15 protein-coding genes are annotated in these 16,451 nt (G+C 70.9%); 10 read left to right on the forward strand and 5 right to left on the reverse strand.

Annotation, left to right across the window (positions count from 1 at the left end; all coding sequences use genetic code 11):
• The first annotated feature begins 4 nt into the window (after positions 1-4).
• The 5 genes from AC1ROY_RS10455 to AC1ROY_RS10475 all read left to right on the forward strand — a co-directional run bounded on the left by AC1ROY_RS10455 (position 5) and on the right by AC1ROY_RS10475 (position 6,168).
• On the forward strand, positions 5-1,819 hold the full coding sequence (locus AC1ROY_RS10455; protein ID WP_493148742.1) for a CocE/NonD family hydrolase: 1,815 nt from the start codon (positions 5-7) through the stop codon (positions 1,817-1,819).
• 4 nt (positions 1,820-1,823) lie between these two features.
• Positions 1,824-2,789, forward strand: coding sequence for a Bug family tripartite tricarboxylate transporter substrate binding protein (locus tag AC1ROY_RS10460; protein ID WP_493148743.1), 966 nt, complete (start codon positions 1,824-1,826; stop codon positions 2,787-2,789).
• 67 nt (positions 2,790-2,856) lie between these two features.
• Positions 2,857-3,582, forward strand: coding sequence for an isochorismatase family protein (locus tag AC1ROY_RS10465; RefSeq protein ID WP_493148744.1), 726 nt, complete (start codon positions 2,857-2,859; stop codon positions 3,580-3,582).
• 96 nt (positions 3,583-3,678) lie between these two features.
• A complete protein-coding gene (locus tag AC1ROY_RS10470; RefSeq protein WP_493148745.1) occupies positions 3,679-4,788 on the forward strand; it encodes an LLM class flavin-dependent oxidoreductase in 1,110 nt (369 codons plus the stop codon).
• Positions 4,789-5,037: 249 nt separating this feature from the next.
• Positions 5,038-6,168 (forward strand): class I SAM-dependent methyltransferase, encoded by a 1,131-nt coding sequence (locus tag AC1ROY_RS10475; protein ID WP_493148746.1) that lies wholly within the window; start codon positions 5,038-5,040, stop codon positions 6,166-6,168.
• Between the two features lie 11 nt (positions 6,169-6,179).
• Here AC1ROY_RS10475 and AC1ROY_RS10480 read toward each other — a convergent pair whose 3' ends face one another.
• The 3 genes from AC1ROY_RS10480 to AC1ROY_RS10490 all read right to left on the reverse strand — a co-directional run bounded on the left by AC1ROY_RS10480 (position 6,180) and on the right by AC1ROY_RS10490 (position 10,247).
• Positions 6,180-7,133 (reverse strand): Bug family tripartite tricarboxylate transporter substrate binding protein, encoded by a 954-nt coding sequence (locus AC1ROY_RS10480; RefSeq protein ID WP_493148747.1) that lies wholly within the window; start codon positions 7,131-7,133, stop codon positions 6,180-6,182.
• Complete coding sequence (locus AC1ROY_RS10485) at positions 7,130-9,478, reverse strand: CaiB/BaiF CoA-transferase family protein (protein WP_493148748.1); 2,349 nt, start codon at positions 9,476-9,478, stop codon at positions 7,130-7,132. The genes AC1ROY_RS10480 and AC1ROY_RS10485 overlap by 4 nt, the downstream gene beginning before the upstream one ends.
• A gap of 73 nt (positions 9,479-9,551) precedes the next feature.
• Complete coding sequence (locus AC1ROY_RS10490) at positions 9,552-10,247, reverse strand: GntR family transcriptional regulator (RefSeq protein WP_493148749.1); 696 nt, start codon at positions 10,245-10,247, stop codon at positions 9,552-9,554.
• A 62-nt stretch (positions 10,248-10,309) separates the two neighbouring features.
• Between AC1ROY_RS10490 and AC1ROY_RS10495 the strand changes: the two genes are divergently transcribed.
• Genes AC1ROY_RS10495 through AC1ROY_RS10515 form a run of 5 tightly spaced genes read left to right on the forward strand, consistent with a single transcriptional unit; the run spans position 10,310 to position 15,395 of the window.
• The gene (locus AC1ROY_RS10495) at positions 10,310-10,531 is read left to right on the forward strand and encodes an acyl-CoA carboxylase biotin carboxyl carrier protein subunit (protein ID WP_493148750.1); all 222 of its coding nucleotides are present in this window, start codon (positions 10,310-10,312) and stop codon (positions 10,529-10,531) included.
• A gap of 4 nt (positions 10,532-10,535) precedes the next feature.
• A complete protein-coding gene (locus AC1ROY_RS10500; RefSeq protein WP_493148751.1) occupies positions 10,536-11,915 on the forward strand; it encodes an acetyl-CoA carboxylase biotin carboxylase subunit in 1,380 nt (459 codons plus the stop codon).
• Positions 11,916-11,917: 2 nt separating this feature from the next.
• Entirely contained in the window at positions 11,918-13,474 is a 1,557-nt protein-coding gene (locus AC1ROY_RS10505; protein WP_493148752.1) for an acyl-CoA carboxylase subunit beta, read from the forward strand.
• On the forward strand, positions 13,471-14,424 hold the full coding sequence (locus AC1ROY_RS10510) for a Bug family tripartite tricarboxylate transporter substrate binding protein (RefSeq protein WP_493148753.1): 954 nt from the start codon (positions 13,471-13,473) through the stop codon (positions 14,422-14,424). The genes AC1ROY_RS10505 and AC1ROY_RS10510 overlap by 4 nt, the downstream gene beginning before the upstream one ends.
• A gap of 20 nt (positions 14,425-14,444) precedes the next feature.
• Positions 14,445-15,395: a Bug family tripartite tricarboxylate transporter substrate binding protein gene (locus AC1ROY_RS10515; protein WP_493148754.1), complete on the forward strand. Its 951-nt coding sequence runs from the start codon at positions 14,445-14,447 to the stop codon at positions 15,393-15,395.
• Positions 15,396-15,413: 18 nt separating this feature from the next.
• On the opposite strand, the gene AC1ROY_RS10520 is transcribed toward AC1ROY_RS10515, so the two are convergent.
• Positions 15,414-15,689 carry a hypothetical protein gene (locus tag AC1ROY_RS10520; protein ID WP_493148755.1) on the reverse strand — a complete coding sequence of 92 codons (276 nt, stop codon included), beginning with the start codon at positions 15,687-15,689 and terminating at the stop codon, positions 15,414-15,416.
• Positions 15,686-16,441, reverse strand: a complete 756-nt coding sequence (locus AC1ROY_RS10525) for a DUF899 domain-containing protein (protein ID WP_493148756.1) — start codon at positions 16,439-16,441, stop codon at positions 15,686-15,688. The genes AC1ROY_RS10520 and AC1ROY_RS10525 overlap by 4 nt, the downstream gene beginning before the upstream one ends.
• Positions 16,442-16,451: the final 10 nt, after the last annotated feature.

Genomic DNA, 16,451 nt, shown 5'->3' on the forward strand with positions numbered 1-16,451 from the left:
CGACTTGGCCGACGCAGATCTGAACAGCACCGCCTGGCGCGTGACGCCCTCCCGCTACCTGGAGGGGCGGCCGGCGGAGTTCGCGATTCCCGCCGCACCCCGATCGCAATACGTGACGATGCCCGACGGCTGCCGACTCGCCGTGGATGCCTGGGTGCCGGAAGGCGTCACGGGGCCCGTGCCGGCGGTGCTGATCCACACGCCCTACTACCGCCGCTTCGCGATGCGGCCGGGCGGGCAGGGCGAGTGCTCCCCCAACGCGGGAAAGTTCCGGGACATGCTGGTGCCGCGCGGCTATGCGCTGGTCGTGGTGGACATCCGCGGCACCGGCGCCAGCTTCGGCACGCGCGACAGCTTCCGGTCGCCCCGGGAGCGCGAGGATGCGCGCGAGATCGCCGATTGGATCGTGGCGCAGCCCTGGTCGGACGGGCGCATCGGCGCGACGGGCATCTCGTACCCTGGTGCGGCTTCGGACTTCCTCGCGAGCACGGGACATCCGGCGGTGAAGGCCATCGTGCCGCTCTTCGCCGTCTGGGACACCTGGTCGGATCACTACTATCCCGGCGGCGTGTTCCTGAACCGTCTGGCGCAGGTCTATGACGAGCTCATGGTCGCCATGGACCACGACCGGCGCGACCTGCTCTCCAAGGTCTCCTACTTCTCCAATCCCGACCTCGCCGGTCCCATGCCGGTGGACGAGGATCCCGACGGCATCCTGGTGAAGGAGGCGGTGAAGCAGCATCTCGGCAATTTCCGGATGCCCGACTTCATCACCGACCTGAACTTCCGGGAGCAGAAGCTGCCCTACGACCCGGGCTTCTCGTCGGCGAACATCAGCCCCTATTCGGTCTGCAAGTCGATCCGCAAGGACGTCGCGATCTATGCCGTCTCGGGCTGGATGGACGGCGTGGGCTACGCCAATTCCGCGATCGCCCGCTACCTGACGATGCAGGGCAATCCGACGCATCTGCTGCTCGGCCCCTGGGACCATGGCGCGCGCTGCAACGTCTCACCCTGGCGCGGTCGCATCGATCCGGAATTCGCGCTGCTCGGCGAGCTGCTGCGCTTCTTCGACGAGTATCTGATGGGCCGGACCACGGGCCTGCGCGAGGAATCGCCCGTCCATTTCTTCTCCCTGCATGGCGAGACCTGGCAGGAGGCGGCGAGCTGGCCGCCGATCCCCGAGCCGACCCGGCTGCACCTCGCGGCCGGCGCGCTGCAGGACGCGGCCGTGAACGGCGGCGAGGCGGCGCACCCCACCGACTTCTCCTTCAGCTCCGGCGGCGGCACGCGCTACGAGCGCATCGCGGCGATCAACGCGCTCGACTACTACCCCGACTGGCAGCAGCGGCAGGCCGCGCTGCCCGCCTACGACAGCGCGCCCTTCGCGCAGGCGATGGAGCTCACCGGCAACGGTATCGCCGACCTGGTGCTGGCCTCCAGCGAGCCCGACGCCTCGATCGTCTGCTACCTCTCCGAGGTCGAGGCCGACGGCACCGTGCGCTACGTCACCGAGGGGCTGCTGCGCGCGCTGCACCGCAAGGAATCCCCACATCCTCCGGAATACCAGTCGCCCTGGCCCTTCCGCACCTATCACCGCGATGACGCGCACCCCCTCGTCCCGGGCGTGGCCGAGCGCATGCGCGTGGTGATGCTGCCCACCTCCTGGATCTTTCGGGCCGGCAGCAAGCTCCGGTTTTCCCTGGCGGGGACCGATGCCGACCATATCAAGCAGATTCCCCATGGCCGCCCGCCCGTGCTGACGCTGCATCTCGGCGCTTCCGCGCTTGACCTCCCACTGCGCCCCTTCCAGGAGTGATCGCATGACCCTCACGCGCCGCGGCCTCGCCGCGCTTCCCTTCCTCGCCGCGGTGCCCGCCTTGGCGCAGTCCTTTCCGGCGCGCCCGATCCGCCTTGTGCTGCCGCAGCCGCCCGGCTCGGCCAACGACGCGGTCGCGCGCATCATCGCCGAGCCCATGGGCCGCGCCCTCGGCCAGCCGATCGTGGTGGACAACCGCCCGGGCGCCAACGGCATGGTCGCGATCAACTTCCTCAAGCAGCAGGCGCCCGACGGCTACACGCTGCTGCTGCCGGGCGTCTCGCAGCTCTCCTTCAACCCGCACCTCTATCCGAACTTGACCTATGACGTGATGCGCGACTTCACCTATGTCGCGCCCGTCTCTGACGCGCCATTCATCCTGCTGGCGAGCAAGAAGTCGGGCATCGCCAGCGTGGCCGACATGCTCGCCCGCGCCCGCGCCGAGCCCGGCAAGCTGACCTATGCCAGCGCCGGCATCGGCAACTCCACACATCTCTCCATGGAGATGATCGCCGACCGCGCGGGCGTCACCTTCACCCACGTGCCCTATGCCGGCACGGGCCAGGCGCTGACGAGCGTGATCTCCGGCGAGACGGACGTGATGATCCTGGTGCTCGCCGTGGCGCTGGGCCAGGTCCGCGCCAATGCGGTGACGCCGCTCGCGCTGGTGGCGGCCGAGCGCCTCTCCATTCTCCCCGACCTGCCGACGCAGAAGGAGGCCGGGATCGACGCGCCGATCATGCCGGGCTGGTTCGCCCTTGTCGGCCCCGCGGGCATGCCGGATGAGATCGTGAACCAGATCAACGCGGCCTCGCGCACGGCGCTGCGGGACGACACGGTGCTGAAGCGGCTCGGCGACAACCTGCTCATCCCCTTCGCGGGATCGCCGGCGGACCTGCGCACGCGGATGGAAAGCGACAGCCAGGTCTGGGGCGAGTTCATTCGCCGGCGCCGCCTGCGGCCGGAGTGAGGTAAAGCCTCTCGCTTCGCCGGCCGGACCTGGCCCAGGATGTCCCTTCATCCCGGAGGGACCATCGATGGCCGCGACCGACACCCCATTCGATTCCGAACTGAACGCCATGCTCGAGGCGGCCTTCGAAAGGGCCGCCGCCATCTACAGGGCGCGCGGCTTCCAGCGCCGCATCGGCTTCGGCCAAAAGCCCGCGCTGATCAACGTGGACCTCGCCAATGCCTGGACCCGCCCCGGCAACCCCTTCACCTGCGAGGGCATCGACGACCGCGTGATCCCCGCGGTGCAGCAGTTGCTCGCGGCCTGCCGGCGCAACGGCCATCCGGTGGTGCACGTCACCACCTGCTACCAGGTGACCGACATCGCCGACCCGCACACCGACATGGGCCTGTGGCACCACAAGATCCCGATCGAGGTCGTCGCTCAGTCGAATCCGGAGGTCTGGGCCATCGACAGCCGCATCGCCCCCATCGCGGGCGAGCAGGTCCTGGTCAAGAAGCGTGCCAGCGCCTTCCACGGCACCTATCTGGCCGGCTTCCTGCGTGCCGCCGGCGTGGACACGATCGTCGTCACCGGCGTCACGGCCTCGGCCTGCGTACGCGAGACGGTCTGCGACGGGCTGGCGGAGGGCTTCCGGACCATCGTGGCGCGCGAGGCGGTGGGCGATCGCATCCCCGGCGCCGTGGCCTGGAACCTCTTCGACCTCGACGCGAAATTCGCCGATGTCGAGCTGACCGCGGCCTGCGTGGCCTGGCTCGACCGCCTCGGCCGGCTGCCCGCGGCGGCCGAGTAGCGCATCCCGGCCGGCCATGCTGCACCGCATGGCTGGCAGGTTTCGGCCGATGCAACCGGAGGTTTAGTCTCTCCCGAAATCCGGGAGAAAAACGCCATGGACTTTGGTTTCTTCACCATGCCCTCGCACCCGCCCGAGCGCTCGCTCAAGGATGGGCACGACTGGGACCTCCAGGTCATGCGCTGGCTCGACGGTCTCGGCTACCGCGAGGCCTGGGTCGGCGAGCACCACACCGCGCCCTGGGAGCCGCATCCCGCGCCCGACCTGCTGATCGCCCAGGCCTTCCGCGAGACGAAGAACATCCGCCTCGGCCCCGGCGGCTTCCTGCTGCCCTACCACCACCCCGTGGAGCTCGCGAACCGCGTCGCCATGCTGGACCACATCTCCGGCGGGCGACTGAATTTCGGCGTCGCCGCCTCGGGCCTGCCGAGCGACTGGGCGACCTTCCACGTGGACGGCATGTCCGGCCAGAACCGCGACATGACGCGTGAGGCGCTGGAGATCATCCTGCGCACCTGGACCGAGGACGGGCCCTGGACGCATGAGGGCAAGTACTGGAACGTCTCGAAGATCGAGCCGATGTTCGGCTTCCTCAAGCCGCACATCAAACCCCTGCAGGCGCCGCATCCGCCGATCGGCGTGGCCGGGCTCAGCAAGAACTCCGACACGCTGAAGCTGGCCGGCGAGCGCGGCTTCCTGCCGATGAGCCTCAACCTCAACCCCGCCTATGTCTCCAGCCACTGGGATTCGGTGGAGGCGGGCGCCCGCCGCTCCGGCCGCACGCCGGACCGGCGCGACTGGCGGCTGGTGCGCGAGGTCTTCGTCGCCGACACGGACGAGGAGGCCTGGCGGCTCTCGGTGGGCGGCATGATGGGCCGCATGATGCGCGAGTATTTCCTGCCGCTGCTCGCGAATTTCGGCTTCCTCGAATACCTCAAGCACAGCCCCGAGGTGCCGGACAGCGACGTGACGGTGGAGTACTGCGCCCGCCGCAACTGGCTGGTCGGCTCGCCGCGGACGGTCGCCGAGAAGCTGGAGCGGGTCTACGAGGAGGTCGGCGGCTTCGGCTCGATCCTGGTCTTCGGCTTCGACTATTCGGAGAACCCGGGCGCCTGGAAGAACTCGCTGCGCCTCCTGCAGGAGGAGGTCGCGCCGCGCGTGCGGCATCTGGTGCCGCAGCCCGCAGTCCGCCCGGCGGCGGAGTAGCCAAGCGGGCCCGGCGGTGCCGGGGCCGCCTTCGCGCCAGCGGGGCCTGAAAACTCCTCCGCGATCCCCCCATCACCGGAACTCTGAAACGCCTCTCAGGACAGAAGCGATCCAGCGCCGATCATATTCTTTGGCGATTTCTTGAGAGGTCGAAAAATTTGCCCAAGATGCTAAGTCTACATCATGGAATCGCCGTCATGCCTCGGCAACGCCTGTCGGGGATGAGGTGGATTTCGGGGGATCTGGGCGATGTCGACTTCGATGAATGTGGATGCCCAGCGCATCTGGGACGAGCGCTACGAGCAGCATGGCGCACCCGTCGCGCCCGCCGCGGGTGGGGATCCCATCCACTACACCCTGCACAAGTTCCTCTACGAGCATTCGATCGCCCTGCCGACCACTGGGCGGCTGGACCGATGGATCACCGAGGACGTCGCCGAGCGCTTCATGAGGCCCGCCGCCGGTCGGGTTCTGGCCCTGGGATCGGGAACGGCGGTGATCGAGGAGGCCTTGCTCATCGCCGGCTATGCCGAGCACATCACGGCCTACGAGATGTCCGAGCACGCCTGCGCGGCCGCGATGGAGCGGGTGAAGGGAACCCCGCTGGAAGGCCGCCTCGAGATGCGGGCCCGCGACGTGCTGCAGGACGACATTCCCGACGGCACCTATGACGTGGTCTTCGTGCAGGCCGCGATCCATCACTTCGAGCGGATCGAGGAGATGTTCGCCCTCATGCACCGCGTCCTCAAGCCGGACGGCCTGCTGATGTATAATGAGTATGTCGGGCCCGACCATCACATGTTCCCGCCGGACGTGATGGAGGTCCTGAACCTGCTGAACGACTGCCTGGAGCCGCGCTATCGTAGGGACTTCACGCTCGGCGGCGCGCTCCGCGAGCGCATGCCCGAGCCGAACCTGGACGGCATGCTGGCCATAGACCCCTCCGAAGGGGTGCATGCGTCGCGCATCCTCCCGCTGACCTACCGGTGGTTCGACGTGGTGCAGCGGCGCGACTTCGGCGGCACGCTCCTGCGCCCCTTCTTCTGCGGCATCCTTCAGAACTTCGACTGGAACGACGAGAAGGACAGGACGGTCGCGCGGCTCGTCATGCTGGTCGAGCGGCTGATGCTCCGGCACGGCATCCTGCCCACCCACAGCACCGATATCGTCGCCCGGCGCCGCGCGAAGCCCTTGCCGCCCCTGTCCGCGGAGCAGGAGGCGCGCATCGGCTACGCGGACTGGACCCCGCCGGCCCGCTACGCCTCGCGGGAGCTGCCCGCGCAGCCCTCCGCCGCCGTGCCGCCGGGGCCGCCCCGGCGGTGGTGGCGCGGCACGGGCATCGTGGTGAAGATGCGGCGCCTGCTCGCCCGGCTGAGGTAGCGCGGCGGGCCTTATCCCACGGTGATCCCGCGCGCGCGGATCAGCCGCCCGTACTGCTCCTGCTCCTGCCGGATCAGCGAGGCGAAATCGTCCAGGAGCACGGGCTCCAGCTCCATGTCCGGCGTCGCGCGGCGCCGGAAGTCCTCGCTGCGCAGGATGGTCGCGATGGTCTCCGCAAGCCGCGTCAGGATCGGCGCCGGCACGCCCGCCGGCGCGAGGATGCCGTGCCAGTAGCGCTGCACGAGGACCGGATTCACCGTCTCCGCGAAGGTCGGCACCTCCGGCAGCACGTCGAGCCGGCGCGGGGCGGAGGTCGCGAGGATGCGGAACTTCCCGCCCGCGAGATGCGGCAGCAGCGAGTTGGTCGAGCCCGCGTAGAAGGGCGTGCGCCCCGTGATGAGGTCGGACACGATCGCCGCCTCGCCGCGATAGGCCACGTTCTCCAGCCGGACGCCGGTCAGCGCCATCATCCATTCCATGGTGAGGTGCGGGCTGCTGCCGTTGCCCACGCTGCCGACGCCGAGGCCGGGATGGCGGCGGATGTGCTCCAGCGCCTCGGCGACGGTGCGGATGGGCAGCTCGGCGGTCACGGCGAAGGCGACGGGCGCCCGGTAGACGAGGCAGAGCGGGGAAAAATCCTCCAGCCGGTAGGTGATGTTCGGATAGAAGTTCGGGTTCAGCGACATGGTGCTCGTCGCGACCCAGCCGAGCGTGTGGCCGTCCTTCGGGGCCCGCGCCGCGGCCTCGGCGCCGATCATGGTGTTGGCGCCCGGGCGATTGTCCACGACCACGGACTGGCCCAGCGCCTCGCGCATCCGCTCCGCCAGCGCGCGGGCGAGAAAGTCGCCGGCGCCGGCGGCGAAGGGGTAGATGATCCGGATCGGCCGGTCGGGCCAGCTCCCCTGGGCCTGCGCCAGGGCGGGGGCGGCGAGGGGGGCCGCGAGGAGCGTCCGGCGGCTGATCACGCGCTCACCTTCTGGGGCTCGGCGCCGGGCGCGCTGCGCGGCTTGCGCTCGGCGACGGGGATGGCCTCCGTGCCGATGATGCCTTCGGCCGCCAGGGCGGCGATCTCCGCGGCGGAAAGGCCCAGCAGCTCCGACAGCACCGCGGCATTCTCCTGCCCGAGGGTCGGCGCGGCGCGAAGGATCTTCAGCGGCGGCCCGCCGGCCATGCGGATGGGCGCGGAGGGCAGGGTGTGCGCCCCGATGAAGGGGCGGTCCACCTCCTGCCAGAAGCCGCGGGCGCGCAGATGCGCGTCGCGGCGGAGCTCGGTCGGCCAGCGGATGGCGCCGGCGGCGATCCCGTTGGACTGCAGCACGCCCATGACGGCGTCGGCGTCGCGGTCGCGCGTCCAGTCGGCGAGCAGCGCTTCCAGCTCGTCCTCGCGCGCCTGGCGGGCGTCGCGTCCGAGCCCGGCCAGGTCCGGCCGTTCCAGAACAGCGCAGAGGCGCCCCCAGGCCTCGTCGTCGGTGATCGCGATGGCGACCCAGCCCTCGCTTTCGCAGGGGAAGGCGCCGTGCGGCACCTGGTCCGGATGCCGGTTGCCCAGGCGCGGCCCCGGGCTGCCCAGCGCGGATTGCGCGATGATCCAGGGCGCGACGAGAGGAAACATGCACTCCACCTGCGCGAGGTCGATGTGCTGCCCCTCGCCGGTGGATTTCCGGTGCAGCAGGGCCACCAGCAGCGCGGCGGTCGCATTCATGCCGCCCACCGGATCGCCATAGGCGAGCTGGTTGGTGAGCGGCGGCCCGTCGGCCGCGCCCGAGACGGTGGGCAGGCCCGAGGCGTGCTCCAGCGTCGAGCCGTAGGCCCGCGCGTCGCGCCAGGGGCCGGCGCCGCCGAAGGCCGGCATGGAGAGCATCACGAGGTCGGGCTTCGTGCGCTTCAGCACCGGGTAGTCGAGGCCGAGCTTGGGCAGCACCTCGCGCGCGTAGTTCTCGACCACGGCGTCGCATTGCGCGACCAGCCGCTTGAGCAGCGCGGCGCCGCGGGGGCGGCTGAGGTCCAGCGTGATGCCGCGCTTGTTGCGGTTCTGGAAGGCGAAGCGGACGTCGCGCTCGTACAGCTTCTGGTCGAAGAAGGAGGGGCGGGGGTCCACGCCGCGCCACCAGTCGGGATACTGGATCGCCTCGACCTTGATGATCTCGGCGCCGAGGTCGCCCAGCGTCCGCGTGCAGACCGGCCCGGCCCAGCCCATGGAAAGGTCGAGCACGCGCAGGCCCTGCAGCGGCAGCGCCGTCTCGGCCGGGCCGCCGGTCAGAACGGGGGCAGGCGGTGCCGGCTCGGGCTCCAGCGGCGCGATGCCATGGGCGCGCGGCGGGGTGCGGGTGAGGCGCTGCGGCAGGGTCGGCCCCTCGAACTCCGCGGCGCCGAGCTTCACGCGCTGGAAGGCGCTTCGCGCGCGGTGTGTGGGCGTGGCGAGGAGCGTCTCCATCTCCGGCACCACGGCAAAGGGCAGCCGGCGGGCCAGGGCCTCGGCGAACCATTCCTCCGCGGTGCGCGCGGCGAGGCGCTCGGCGAAGAGCTGTTCGAGGCGCTCGGCATGGGCCAGCCGCTCCGGCCACACCTCGAAGGCGGGATCCTGCGCCAGTTCGTGGAGCCCGACCATCTCGCAGAAGGCGCGCCACTGCGCGGGCGTCACGATGGTGACGCCGAGCCACCCTTCCCGGCAGCGATAGACGCCGAGCGGGCTGGTGGGCGCGAAGCGGTTCACGCCGCGGCGCTGCTCCACCTCCGGATTGGTGACGGCCTGGGCCGCCTGGTACTCGGCGATGGCGATATTGGCCTCGTGGATGCTCGCCTCCATCCGCCGGCCGCCGCCGCCCCATAGCGCGGCCATGCTGGCGATGAAGCCGGCGATCCCGCCCATCGCCTCGCCGGCCATGCCACCCAGCATGGAGGGTGGGCCCTCGGCCGGGCCGATGCAGGCGAAGACACCGGCCAGCGCCCGGCAGGTGACGTCGGTGGCCTCGAAATGCGCATAGGGGCCCTCCTCGCCGAACCAGGAGATGCGCGTGCTGACGAGGTGGCGCGGCAGCACCTCCTCGCCGGCCGGGCGCGCGTCCAGCAGGACGTGGCAGGTGGGGGCGAGGCTCGCGACGCTGCCGTCGACCAGCCGCTTGCTGGTGTTGAGCCAGGCCTGGAGGGCGGAGCGGTCGCCGAGGCGTGGCCAGGCGGTGGCCAGCGGGTCCGTGCGATCGGCGATTTTCAGGACCTCGGCGCCGAAGTCGGAAAAGAGCTTTCCCGCATAGGCGAGGGCGGCGCCGGTGCCGGCCTCGAGCACACGGATTCCTGCCAGGGCTTCGGCCATCATTTCCTCCGGTGGGCTCTAACCGGCCCCGATATTTGTGATCATAGATCGACGGGTTCAGGCCCCGTCAAGTTCATGCAACATCAAGTTTCGGCCGGGCCGCATTGATGGCCGGCAGGCGGCGCAGCAGCGCGTCGGCATAGACGGAGATGTCGCGCTGGATAGCGAGGCGGGCCAGCGCGCCGTCGCGCTGGCGCAGGGCCCGGATCACCTCGTGATGCGGGTGCTCCTCGGGCTGGTGCAGGAAGCGGATGTCCTTGAGGCCGGCGCTGAGCGGGCCGCATTGCAGCCAGAGCCCTTCGATGATGCGAAAGAGCACGGGCATCCCGGCCATGGACCAGAGGGCACGGTGGAAGCGCTCGTTCGCCACCATCATCTCCTCCATGCGGCCGGAGATGCGGTCCTCGCTCATCTCGGCATGGATCGCCGCCAAAGCCTCGATTTCCGCGGGAGTCGCGCGCTCGGCGGCGCGGCTGGCGGCCTTGCCCTCCAGGTCCATGCGCAGCTCCACCACCTCGCGCAGCCGCGCGTCGGAGAGCACGGGCACGCGGACGGAGCGGCGGTCGACCTGCTCCAGCGCGCCCTCGGAGACGAGGCGGGTGAGGGCGGCGCGCACGGGCATGGAGCTCACGCCCATCTCCTCGGCTAGCACGCGGAGCTTCAGCTTCTCCCCGGGGCGGAAGCGGCTGCGCATGAGGGCGAGGCGCAGCCGCTGGTGCACCTGCGCGGCGACGCTTTCCTCCGGAGCCGTGTTGACAGGATCGGCCATCTCAGGGAATTTGATCACAAATACGCGCAGCCTTCAATTCCTGGCGCGGAGGAAACGGTCCCATGGCAGAAACAAAAGTCCTCGCCGAGATCGGCGCGTCCGTCTGGAAGATCGCCGCCCCCGCCGGGACGGCGGTGGGCGAGGACGAGCCGATCCTGATCCTCGAATCCATGAAGATGGAGATCCCGGTCATGGCGCCGCATGCCGGGACGGTGGTGGAGGTGCTCGTCTCCGAGGGCCAGCAGGTCGAGGAAGGCCAGGCCGTCGCCACGCTGCGGCGCTGAGCCGATGGGGCCGGTCCTGATCGCCAATCGCGGCGAGATCGCCGCGCGCATCGCGCGGACCTGCCGCAAGATGGGCATCGAGAGCGTCGCGGTCTTCTCCGATGCCGATGCCGGCGCGCTGCACGTCCAGGCCGCCGATCGCGCCGAGCGCATCGGGCCGGCGCATCCGCGCGAGAGCTACCTGAGCATGTCAGCGCTGATCGCGGCGGCCGAGCGCAGCGGCGCGCGTCTCGTACATCCGGGCTACGGCTTTCTGTCCGAGAACGCCGAATTCGCCGAGGCCTGCGCGCGGGCCGGGCTCACCTTCATCGGCCCGTCGCCCGCGGCCATCCGCGCCATGGGCGGCAAGGCCGCGGCGCGGCTGATCGCGGAACGGGCCGGCGTGCCCTGCCTGCCGGGCGACCCGGGCACCGACCAGTCGGAGGAAGGGCTGGCCGCAGCCGCCCTGCGCATCGGCTATCCCGTGATGATCAAGGCAATCGGCGGCGGCGGCGGCCGCGGCATGCGGCGCGTCCGCACGCCCGAGGAATTTGCCGCCGCCCTGGCCGCCGCGCGCCGCGAGGCCACGATCTTCGGCGACGAGCGCGTGATGCTGGAGAAGCTGGTCGAGCACGCCCGCCACATCGAGGTGCAGGTCCTCGCCGACGGCCACGGCAATGTCCTGTACCTGCACGAGCGCGACTGCACGCTCCAGCGCCGCCACCAGAAGCTGGTCGAGGAATGCCCCGCGCCCGGCATGAGGGCGGAGCTCCGTGCCGAGCTGGGCCGCCGTGCCTGCGATCTGGCGCGCGCCGTGAACTATGTCGGCGCCGGCACCGTCGAGTTCATCGCCGCGGCGCCGCTCACGGCCGGCAGCATCTGGTTCATGGAGATGAACACGCGCCTCCAGGTCGAGCATCCCGTGACGGAGATGGTGACGGGGCTGGACCTCGTGGAATGGCAGCTCCGTATCGCGAATGGCGAGCGGCTGCCCTTCGCGCAATCCGACATCCGGCTGGACGGTCACGCAGTGGAGGCTCGGCTTTGTGCCGAGGATCCGGCGAAGCAGTTCTTCCCGTCGCCGGGCAGGCTCAACCGCTTCGAGCTGCCGGACGAAGCTGACGGCCTGCGTATCGACGCCGGCTTTCGCGAGGGCGACACCGTCACGCCCTACTACGATTCCATGCTCGCCAAGGTCATCGCCCACGCGCCCACGCGCGAACAGGCTTTGGCGAAACTGGCCGAGGCCCTCGCTGCCTGCCGCGCCGAAGGCGTGCGCCTCAACGCCGCCTTCCTCGCCGCCGCCCTTGGTAGCGCCGAGATGCGCGAGGCCCGCATGGACACCGGCTTCCTCGAAGCCGCTCGGAAGACCTTGCTGGAAGCCGCCGTGAAGGAGCCCGCGTGAACATGTCCTGGCAACCCGAGCTCGACGAGCTGCGCCTGCGCGAGTCCCACGCGAAGGAGCTGGGCGGCGCCGACAAGGTGGCGCGCCAGCACGCCGGCGGCCGCCTCACCGTGCGCGAGCGCATCGACGGCATGGCCGATCCCGGCTCCTTCCACGAGATGGGCGCCATCGCCGGCAAGGCCGAGTACGACGAGGCCGGCAACCTCAAGCTGCTCACGCCGTCCAACTGCGTCATGGGTCGCGGCAAAGTCGATGGCCGCCCCGTGGTTCTGTTGGGCGACGACTTCACCGTCCGTGGCGGCTCGGCCGACGCCACAATTCGGGAAAAACCCATCATGGCCGAGCGGATGGCCTACGAGTTCCGCCTGCCGCTGATCCGCATCATCGAGGGCTCGGGCGGCGGCGGCTCGGTGAAGACCATCGAGACCACGGGCCGCGCGAACCTGCCGGGCGGCGTGGGCGGCGGCGCGCTCTACCACTACACCGGCGCCAATCTGAGCATGGTGCCGGTCGTGGCGCTGGGGCTGGGCTCGGTCGCGGGGCTCGGCGCCGCGCGGCTGGCGGCCAGCCACTATTCGGTGATGACCAAGACCTCCGCCATGTTCGTGGCCGGGCCGCCGGTGGTGAAGCGGCTGGGGCAGGACCTCTCCAAGACGGAGCTCGGCGGCTGGGAAATCCAGACCAAGGCCGGCGGCGTGGACCACGCTGTCGAGACCGAGGAGGAAGCCTTCGCCGCCGCGCGCCGCTTTCTTTCGTACCTGCCGTCCTCGGTGTACGGCACGCCGCCCGTCACCGAGTGCACCGACGACCCGAACCGCCGTGACGAGAAGCTCTTCACCCACATTCCGCGCGACCGGCGCCGCGTCTACCAGATGCGCCCGATCGTCGAGAGCGTGGTCGACAAGGGCAGCTTCTTCGAGATGGGCCGCATGTTCGGCCGCAGCATCGTCACCGGCTTCGCGCGGCTGAACGGCAAGCCCGTGGCGCTGATGGCGAGCGACCCCTTCTTCTACGGCGGCTCCTGGACGGCCGATGCCTGCGCCAAGGTCATCCGCTTCGTCGACCTCGCCGAGACCTTTCACCTCCCTATCGTCTACCTGCAGGACTGCCCCGGTTTCATGGTCGGGCTGGAGGCGGAGAAGGCGGCCACCATCCGCCTCGGCGTGCGCGCCATGGCAGCGGTGAACCAGACGACGGTGCCCTGGTGCACGATGATCATCCGCAACGCCTTCGGCGTGGCCGGCGTGGTGCACCAGCCGGCCGGGCGCTTCTCCATGCGCTACGCCTGGCTCTCGGCGCGCTGGGGCTCGCTGCCGCTGGAGGGCGGGATCGAGGCGGCCTATGCGGCCGACCTCGCCGCGGCCGATGACCGCGAGGCCGAGATGGCGAGGATCGAGGACCGGCTGAACAAGCTCCGCTCGCCCTTCCGCACGGCGGAAAGCTTCTGGGTCGAGGAGGTCATCGACCCCCGCGACACGCGGCGACTGCTCTGCGAGTTCGCGGACCTCGCGCAGCCGCTGCTCTCGCCCACGCCCTCCAGCCTGAGGATGCGCCCATGAGACGGCTCCTGCTCGCCGCGCTGCTGCTCGCCGGCACCGCCTCCGCCCAGAGCTTCCCCGAGCGCCCGCCGCGCATCCTCGGCGGCTTCGCGGCCGGCGGCACCAGCGACATCGTGAACCGGCTGATGGCGGAGGGCGCGGCCCCCGTCCTCGGCCAGCGCCCGATCGTGGAGATCCGCACCGGCGCCAACGGCTTCATCGCCGCCGCGGAAGCCGTGCGCACGCCGCCCGACGGCTACAACATCGTCCAGTGCTCGACCGGGCTGCTGACGATCACGCCCGAGCTGCCCGGCGCGAACATGCCCATCGATCCGAACCGAGACCTCGTTCCCATCGCCAACTTCGCGCATTCCACGCAGATCATGGTGGTGGGAAAGGACTCGCCCTATCGCGACGTCGGGCAGTTCATCGCGGCCGCGCGGGCCCGGCCCGGCGAGCTGACCTATGCCAGCGCCGGCATCGGCGCCGTCTCGCACCTGTCCGGCGCGCGGCTCGCGCAGATGGCGGGGCTGCGGCTGGTGCACGTGCCCTATCGGGGCGCGGCGCTCGGCGTGCTCGATGTCATGGCCGGGCGCGCCGACGTCATCATCACCAACCTGGGCGACGCCGCGCAGCAGATCCGCGGCGGGGAGATGCGGCTGCTGGCCTTCGCCGACGGCATGGGCTCGCCCGCCTATCCCGGGGTGCCGCAGATCGGCGAGGCCGTGCCGGGCTATGCCGTGAGCGGCTGGTTCGGCTTCTGCGCCGCGCGCGGCACGCCCGAGCCCATCGTCGGGCGCTGGGCGGAGGCGATCCGCGCGGCCACGGAAGACCCGGTGATCCGCCGTCGCCTGACGGAGAGCGGCCTCGTGCCGCGCTACGAGGCGCCCAGCGAGTTCAGCCGCACCATCGCGGCGGACCGGGCGACCTGGCGCCAGACCATCCAGGGCGCCGGCATCCGGGTGGAATGAAGAAGAACAGGGAAACGCCCATGCTCCGCCTGCTGCTCACAGCGCTCCTCGCCTCGGCACCCGTGCTGGCGGAGGCGCAGGACCGCCAGTCGCGCATCATCGCGGGCTTCGCCCCCGGCGGCACCTCGGACCTCACGGCGCGCTTCATCGCCGAGGGAATCGGGACCGCGCTCGGGCAGCGGCCGGTGGTGGAGAACCGCACGGGCGCCAACGGCTTCATCGCCGCCGAGGCCGTGGCGCGCGGGCCCGTGGACGGCTCGGTGGTGCTGCAATGCCCGATGGGAAGCATGACCATCAGCCCGGAGCTGCCGGGCGCCGTGCTGCCGATCGATCCCGGCACGGACCTCATCGCGATCGCGAACATCGCGATCTCCTCCTATGGCGCGGTGACCGGCGCGCGCGGGCCCTACCGCACGCTGGCCGAGGTGCTGGCGGCGGCGCGGGCGCGGCCGGGGACGGTCTCCTACGGCAGCGCCGGCGTGGGCTCGGCGCAGCACCTGACGGGAGCGCGGCTGGAGGCCATGGCCGGCGTAGAGCTGGTGCACGTGCCCTATCGCGGCGCTGCGCCGGCGGCGCTGGACGTGATCGCAGGCCGCGCGGACCTGCTGATCACCAACCTCGGCGACGTCGTCAGGCAGATCCAGGGCGGCGAGCTGCGGCTGCTGGCGCTGGGCGACGCACAGGGCGTGCCGGAATTTTCCGGCGCGCCGCGGCTTACGGATACGGTGCCGGGGCTGGAGGTGGTGGGCTGGTTCGGCCTCTGCGGGCCGAAGAACATGAATCCGGACATGGTGCGCGCCTGGGCCGCGGCGACCGAGCGGGCGCTGCGCGATCCTGGCCTGCAGCGGCGCCTCCTGGACAATGGCCTGACGCCGGCCTTCGAGGGGCCGGACGCCTTCGCCGCGCGGATCGCGCGCGAGCGGCAGATGTGGGGCGAGACGATCCGGCGGGCGAATATCCGGGCCAACTGATCCCTACTGGGTGCTGGATCAGGGCCGGCCGGCGCTGCTCCGCCCGTCGGAGATCAGCTTCAGCCAGGGCGCCGCGTGGAAGGCGCTCATCAGCCCGTACATCAGCGCCATCCCGCCCGAGGGCCACGCATCCGGCGTGGCCGAGCAGATGATCTCCGGCGTGCCGCCTCCCGAGAGGCCCGTCGCCAGCGCCATGAGGGCGAAGACCGGCGTGGCCGCGAGGCTCAGGCAGTCGGCCGCGCGGCTGCCTTTGCGGCGGATCGCGCTGCCGCCGCATCCAGAGGCCCCGCTCATCCTCGGCCGTACTCGTCGTGCCGGCGCCACCACGCCCCCGACTCGTTGCGTCCCCTCGGGGCGCGGTCGAGCCACTGGTACATGCCCCAGAGCCCGTCCAGCCCGCGCGCATAGGCGGAGTAGGTGTGATGGACGACGCCATCCTCGAGCACGAAGGCGCTCAGGCCCGGCCGGTCGCGATGGAAGCTGGCCGTGTCGGTTCCGCAGCTGGCCGCGAACTGCGCCTCCACCGAGGCGCCGCCGTCCTCGAAGGCCGACCGGGGGCGGTAGTTGTAGTCCGCGCCGCCCGCCCGCTGCTGCTCCTCGGTGAAGCCGACCTGGAAGTCGAGGTTGAAGTCGCTGTCGTGGGAGGAGGCCCAGGGAAAGCTCCAGCCCATCCGCCGCCTGTAGGCCTGCAGCTTCCCGAGCGGCGCCCGCGACACCGCCGTGAGGGTGACGTCGTGATTCGCCAGATGGACGACGCTGCCGTCGAACCCGTCGGCGACGGCCGAGCAGGAGGGGCAGCCGGCCTTCCAGTCCGGCCCGAACATGAAGTGATAGACGAGCAGCTGCGAGCGCCCCTGGAAGAGCTCCGCCAGCGAGGCACTCCCCGCATCGGTGTCGAAGCAATAGGCCTTGTCGACCCGGACCCAGGGCAGGGCCTGGCGCCGCAGCGCCAGCGCGTCGCTGCGCCGGGTGAGCTCCTTCTCCTCCTGGAGCAGCGCCAGCCGGGCCTGGAGCCACTCGCCGCGCGAAACGACCGGATGCTGCATGATCGATCTC

Source organism: Roseococcus sp. GW821-FHT12F05 (assembly GCF_058806835.1).

Coding starts and splice junctions, on each gene's coding strand:
- AC1ROY_RS10515 (WP_493148754.1), top strand. CDS start 14,445: ATGCTCCGCCTGCTGCTCACAGCGCTCCTCGCCTCGGCACCCGTGCTG.
- AC1ROY_RS10465 (WP_493148744.1), top strand. CDS start 2,857: ATGGCCGCGACCGACACCCCATTCGATTCCGAACTGAACGCCATGCTC.
- AC1ROY_RS10520 (WP_493148755.1), bottom strand. CDS start 15,689: ATGAGCGGGGCCTCTGGATGCGGCGGCAGCGCGATCCGCCGCAAAGGC.
- AC1ROY_RS10495 (WP_493148750.1), top strand. CDS start 10,310: ATGGCAGAAACAAAAGTCCTCGCCGAGATCGGCGCGTCCGTCTGGAAG.
- AC1ROY_RS10485 (WP_493148748.1), bottom strand. CDS start 9,478: ATGGCCGAAGCCCTGGCAGGAATCCGTGTGCTCGAGGCCGGCACCGGC.
- AC1ROY_RS10460 (WP_493148743.1), top strand. CDS start 1,824: ATGACCCTCACGCGCCGCGGCCTCGCCGCGCTTCCCTTCCTCGCCGCG.
- AC1ROY_RS10490 (WP_493148749.1), bottom strand. CDS start 10,247: ATGGCCGATCCTGTCAACACGGCTCCGGAGGAAAGCGTCGCCGCGCAG.
- AC1ROY_RS10510 (WP_493148753.1), top strand. CDS start 13,471: ATGAGACGGCTCCTGCTCGCCGCGCTGCTGCTCGCCGGCACCGCCTCC.
- AC1ROY_RS10525 (WP_493148756.1), bottom strand. CDS start 16,441: ATGCAGCATCCGGTCGTTTCGCGCGGCGAGTGGCTCCAGGCCCGGCTG.
- AC1ROY_RS10475 (WP_493148746.1), top strand. CDS start 5,038: ATGTCGACTTCGATGAATGTGGATGCCCAGCGCATCTGGGACGAGCGC.
- AC1ROY_RS10500 (WP_493148751.1), top strand. CDS start 10,536: ATGGGGCCGGTCCTGATCGCCAATCGCGGCGAGATCGCCGCGCGCATC.
- AC1ROY_RS10470 (WP_493148745.1), top strand. CDS start 3,679: ATGGACTTTGGTTTCTTCACCATGCCCTCGCACCCGCCCGAGCGCTCG.
- AC1ROY_RS10505 (WP_493148752.1), top strand. CDS start 11,918: ATGTCCTGGCAACCCGAGCTCGACGAGCTGCGCCTGCGCGAGTCCCAC.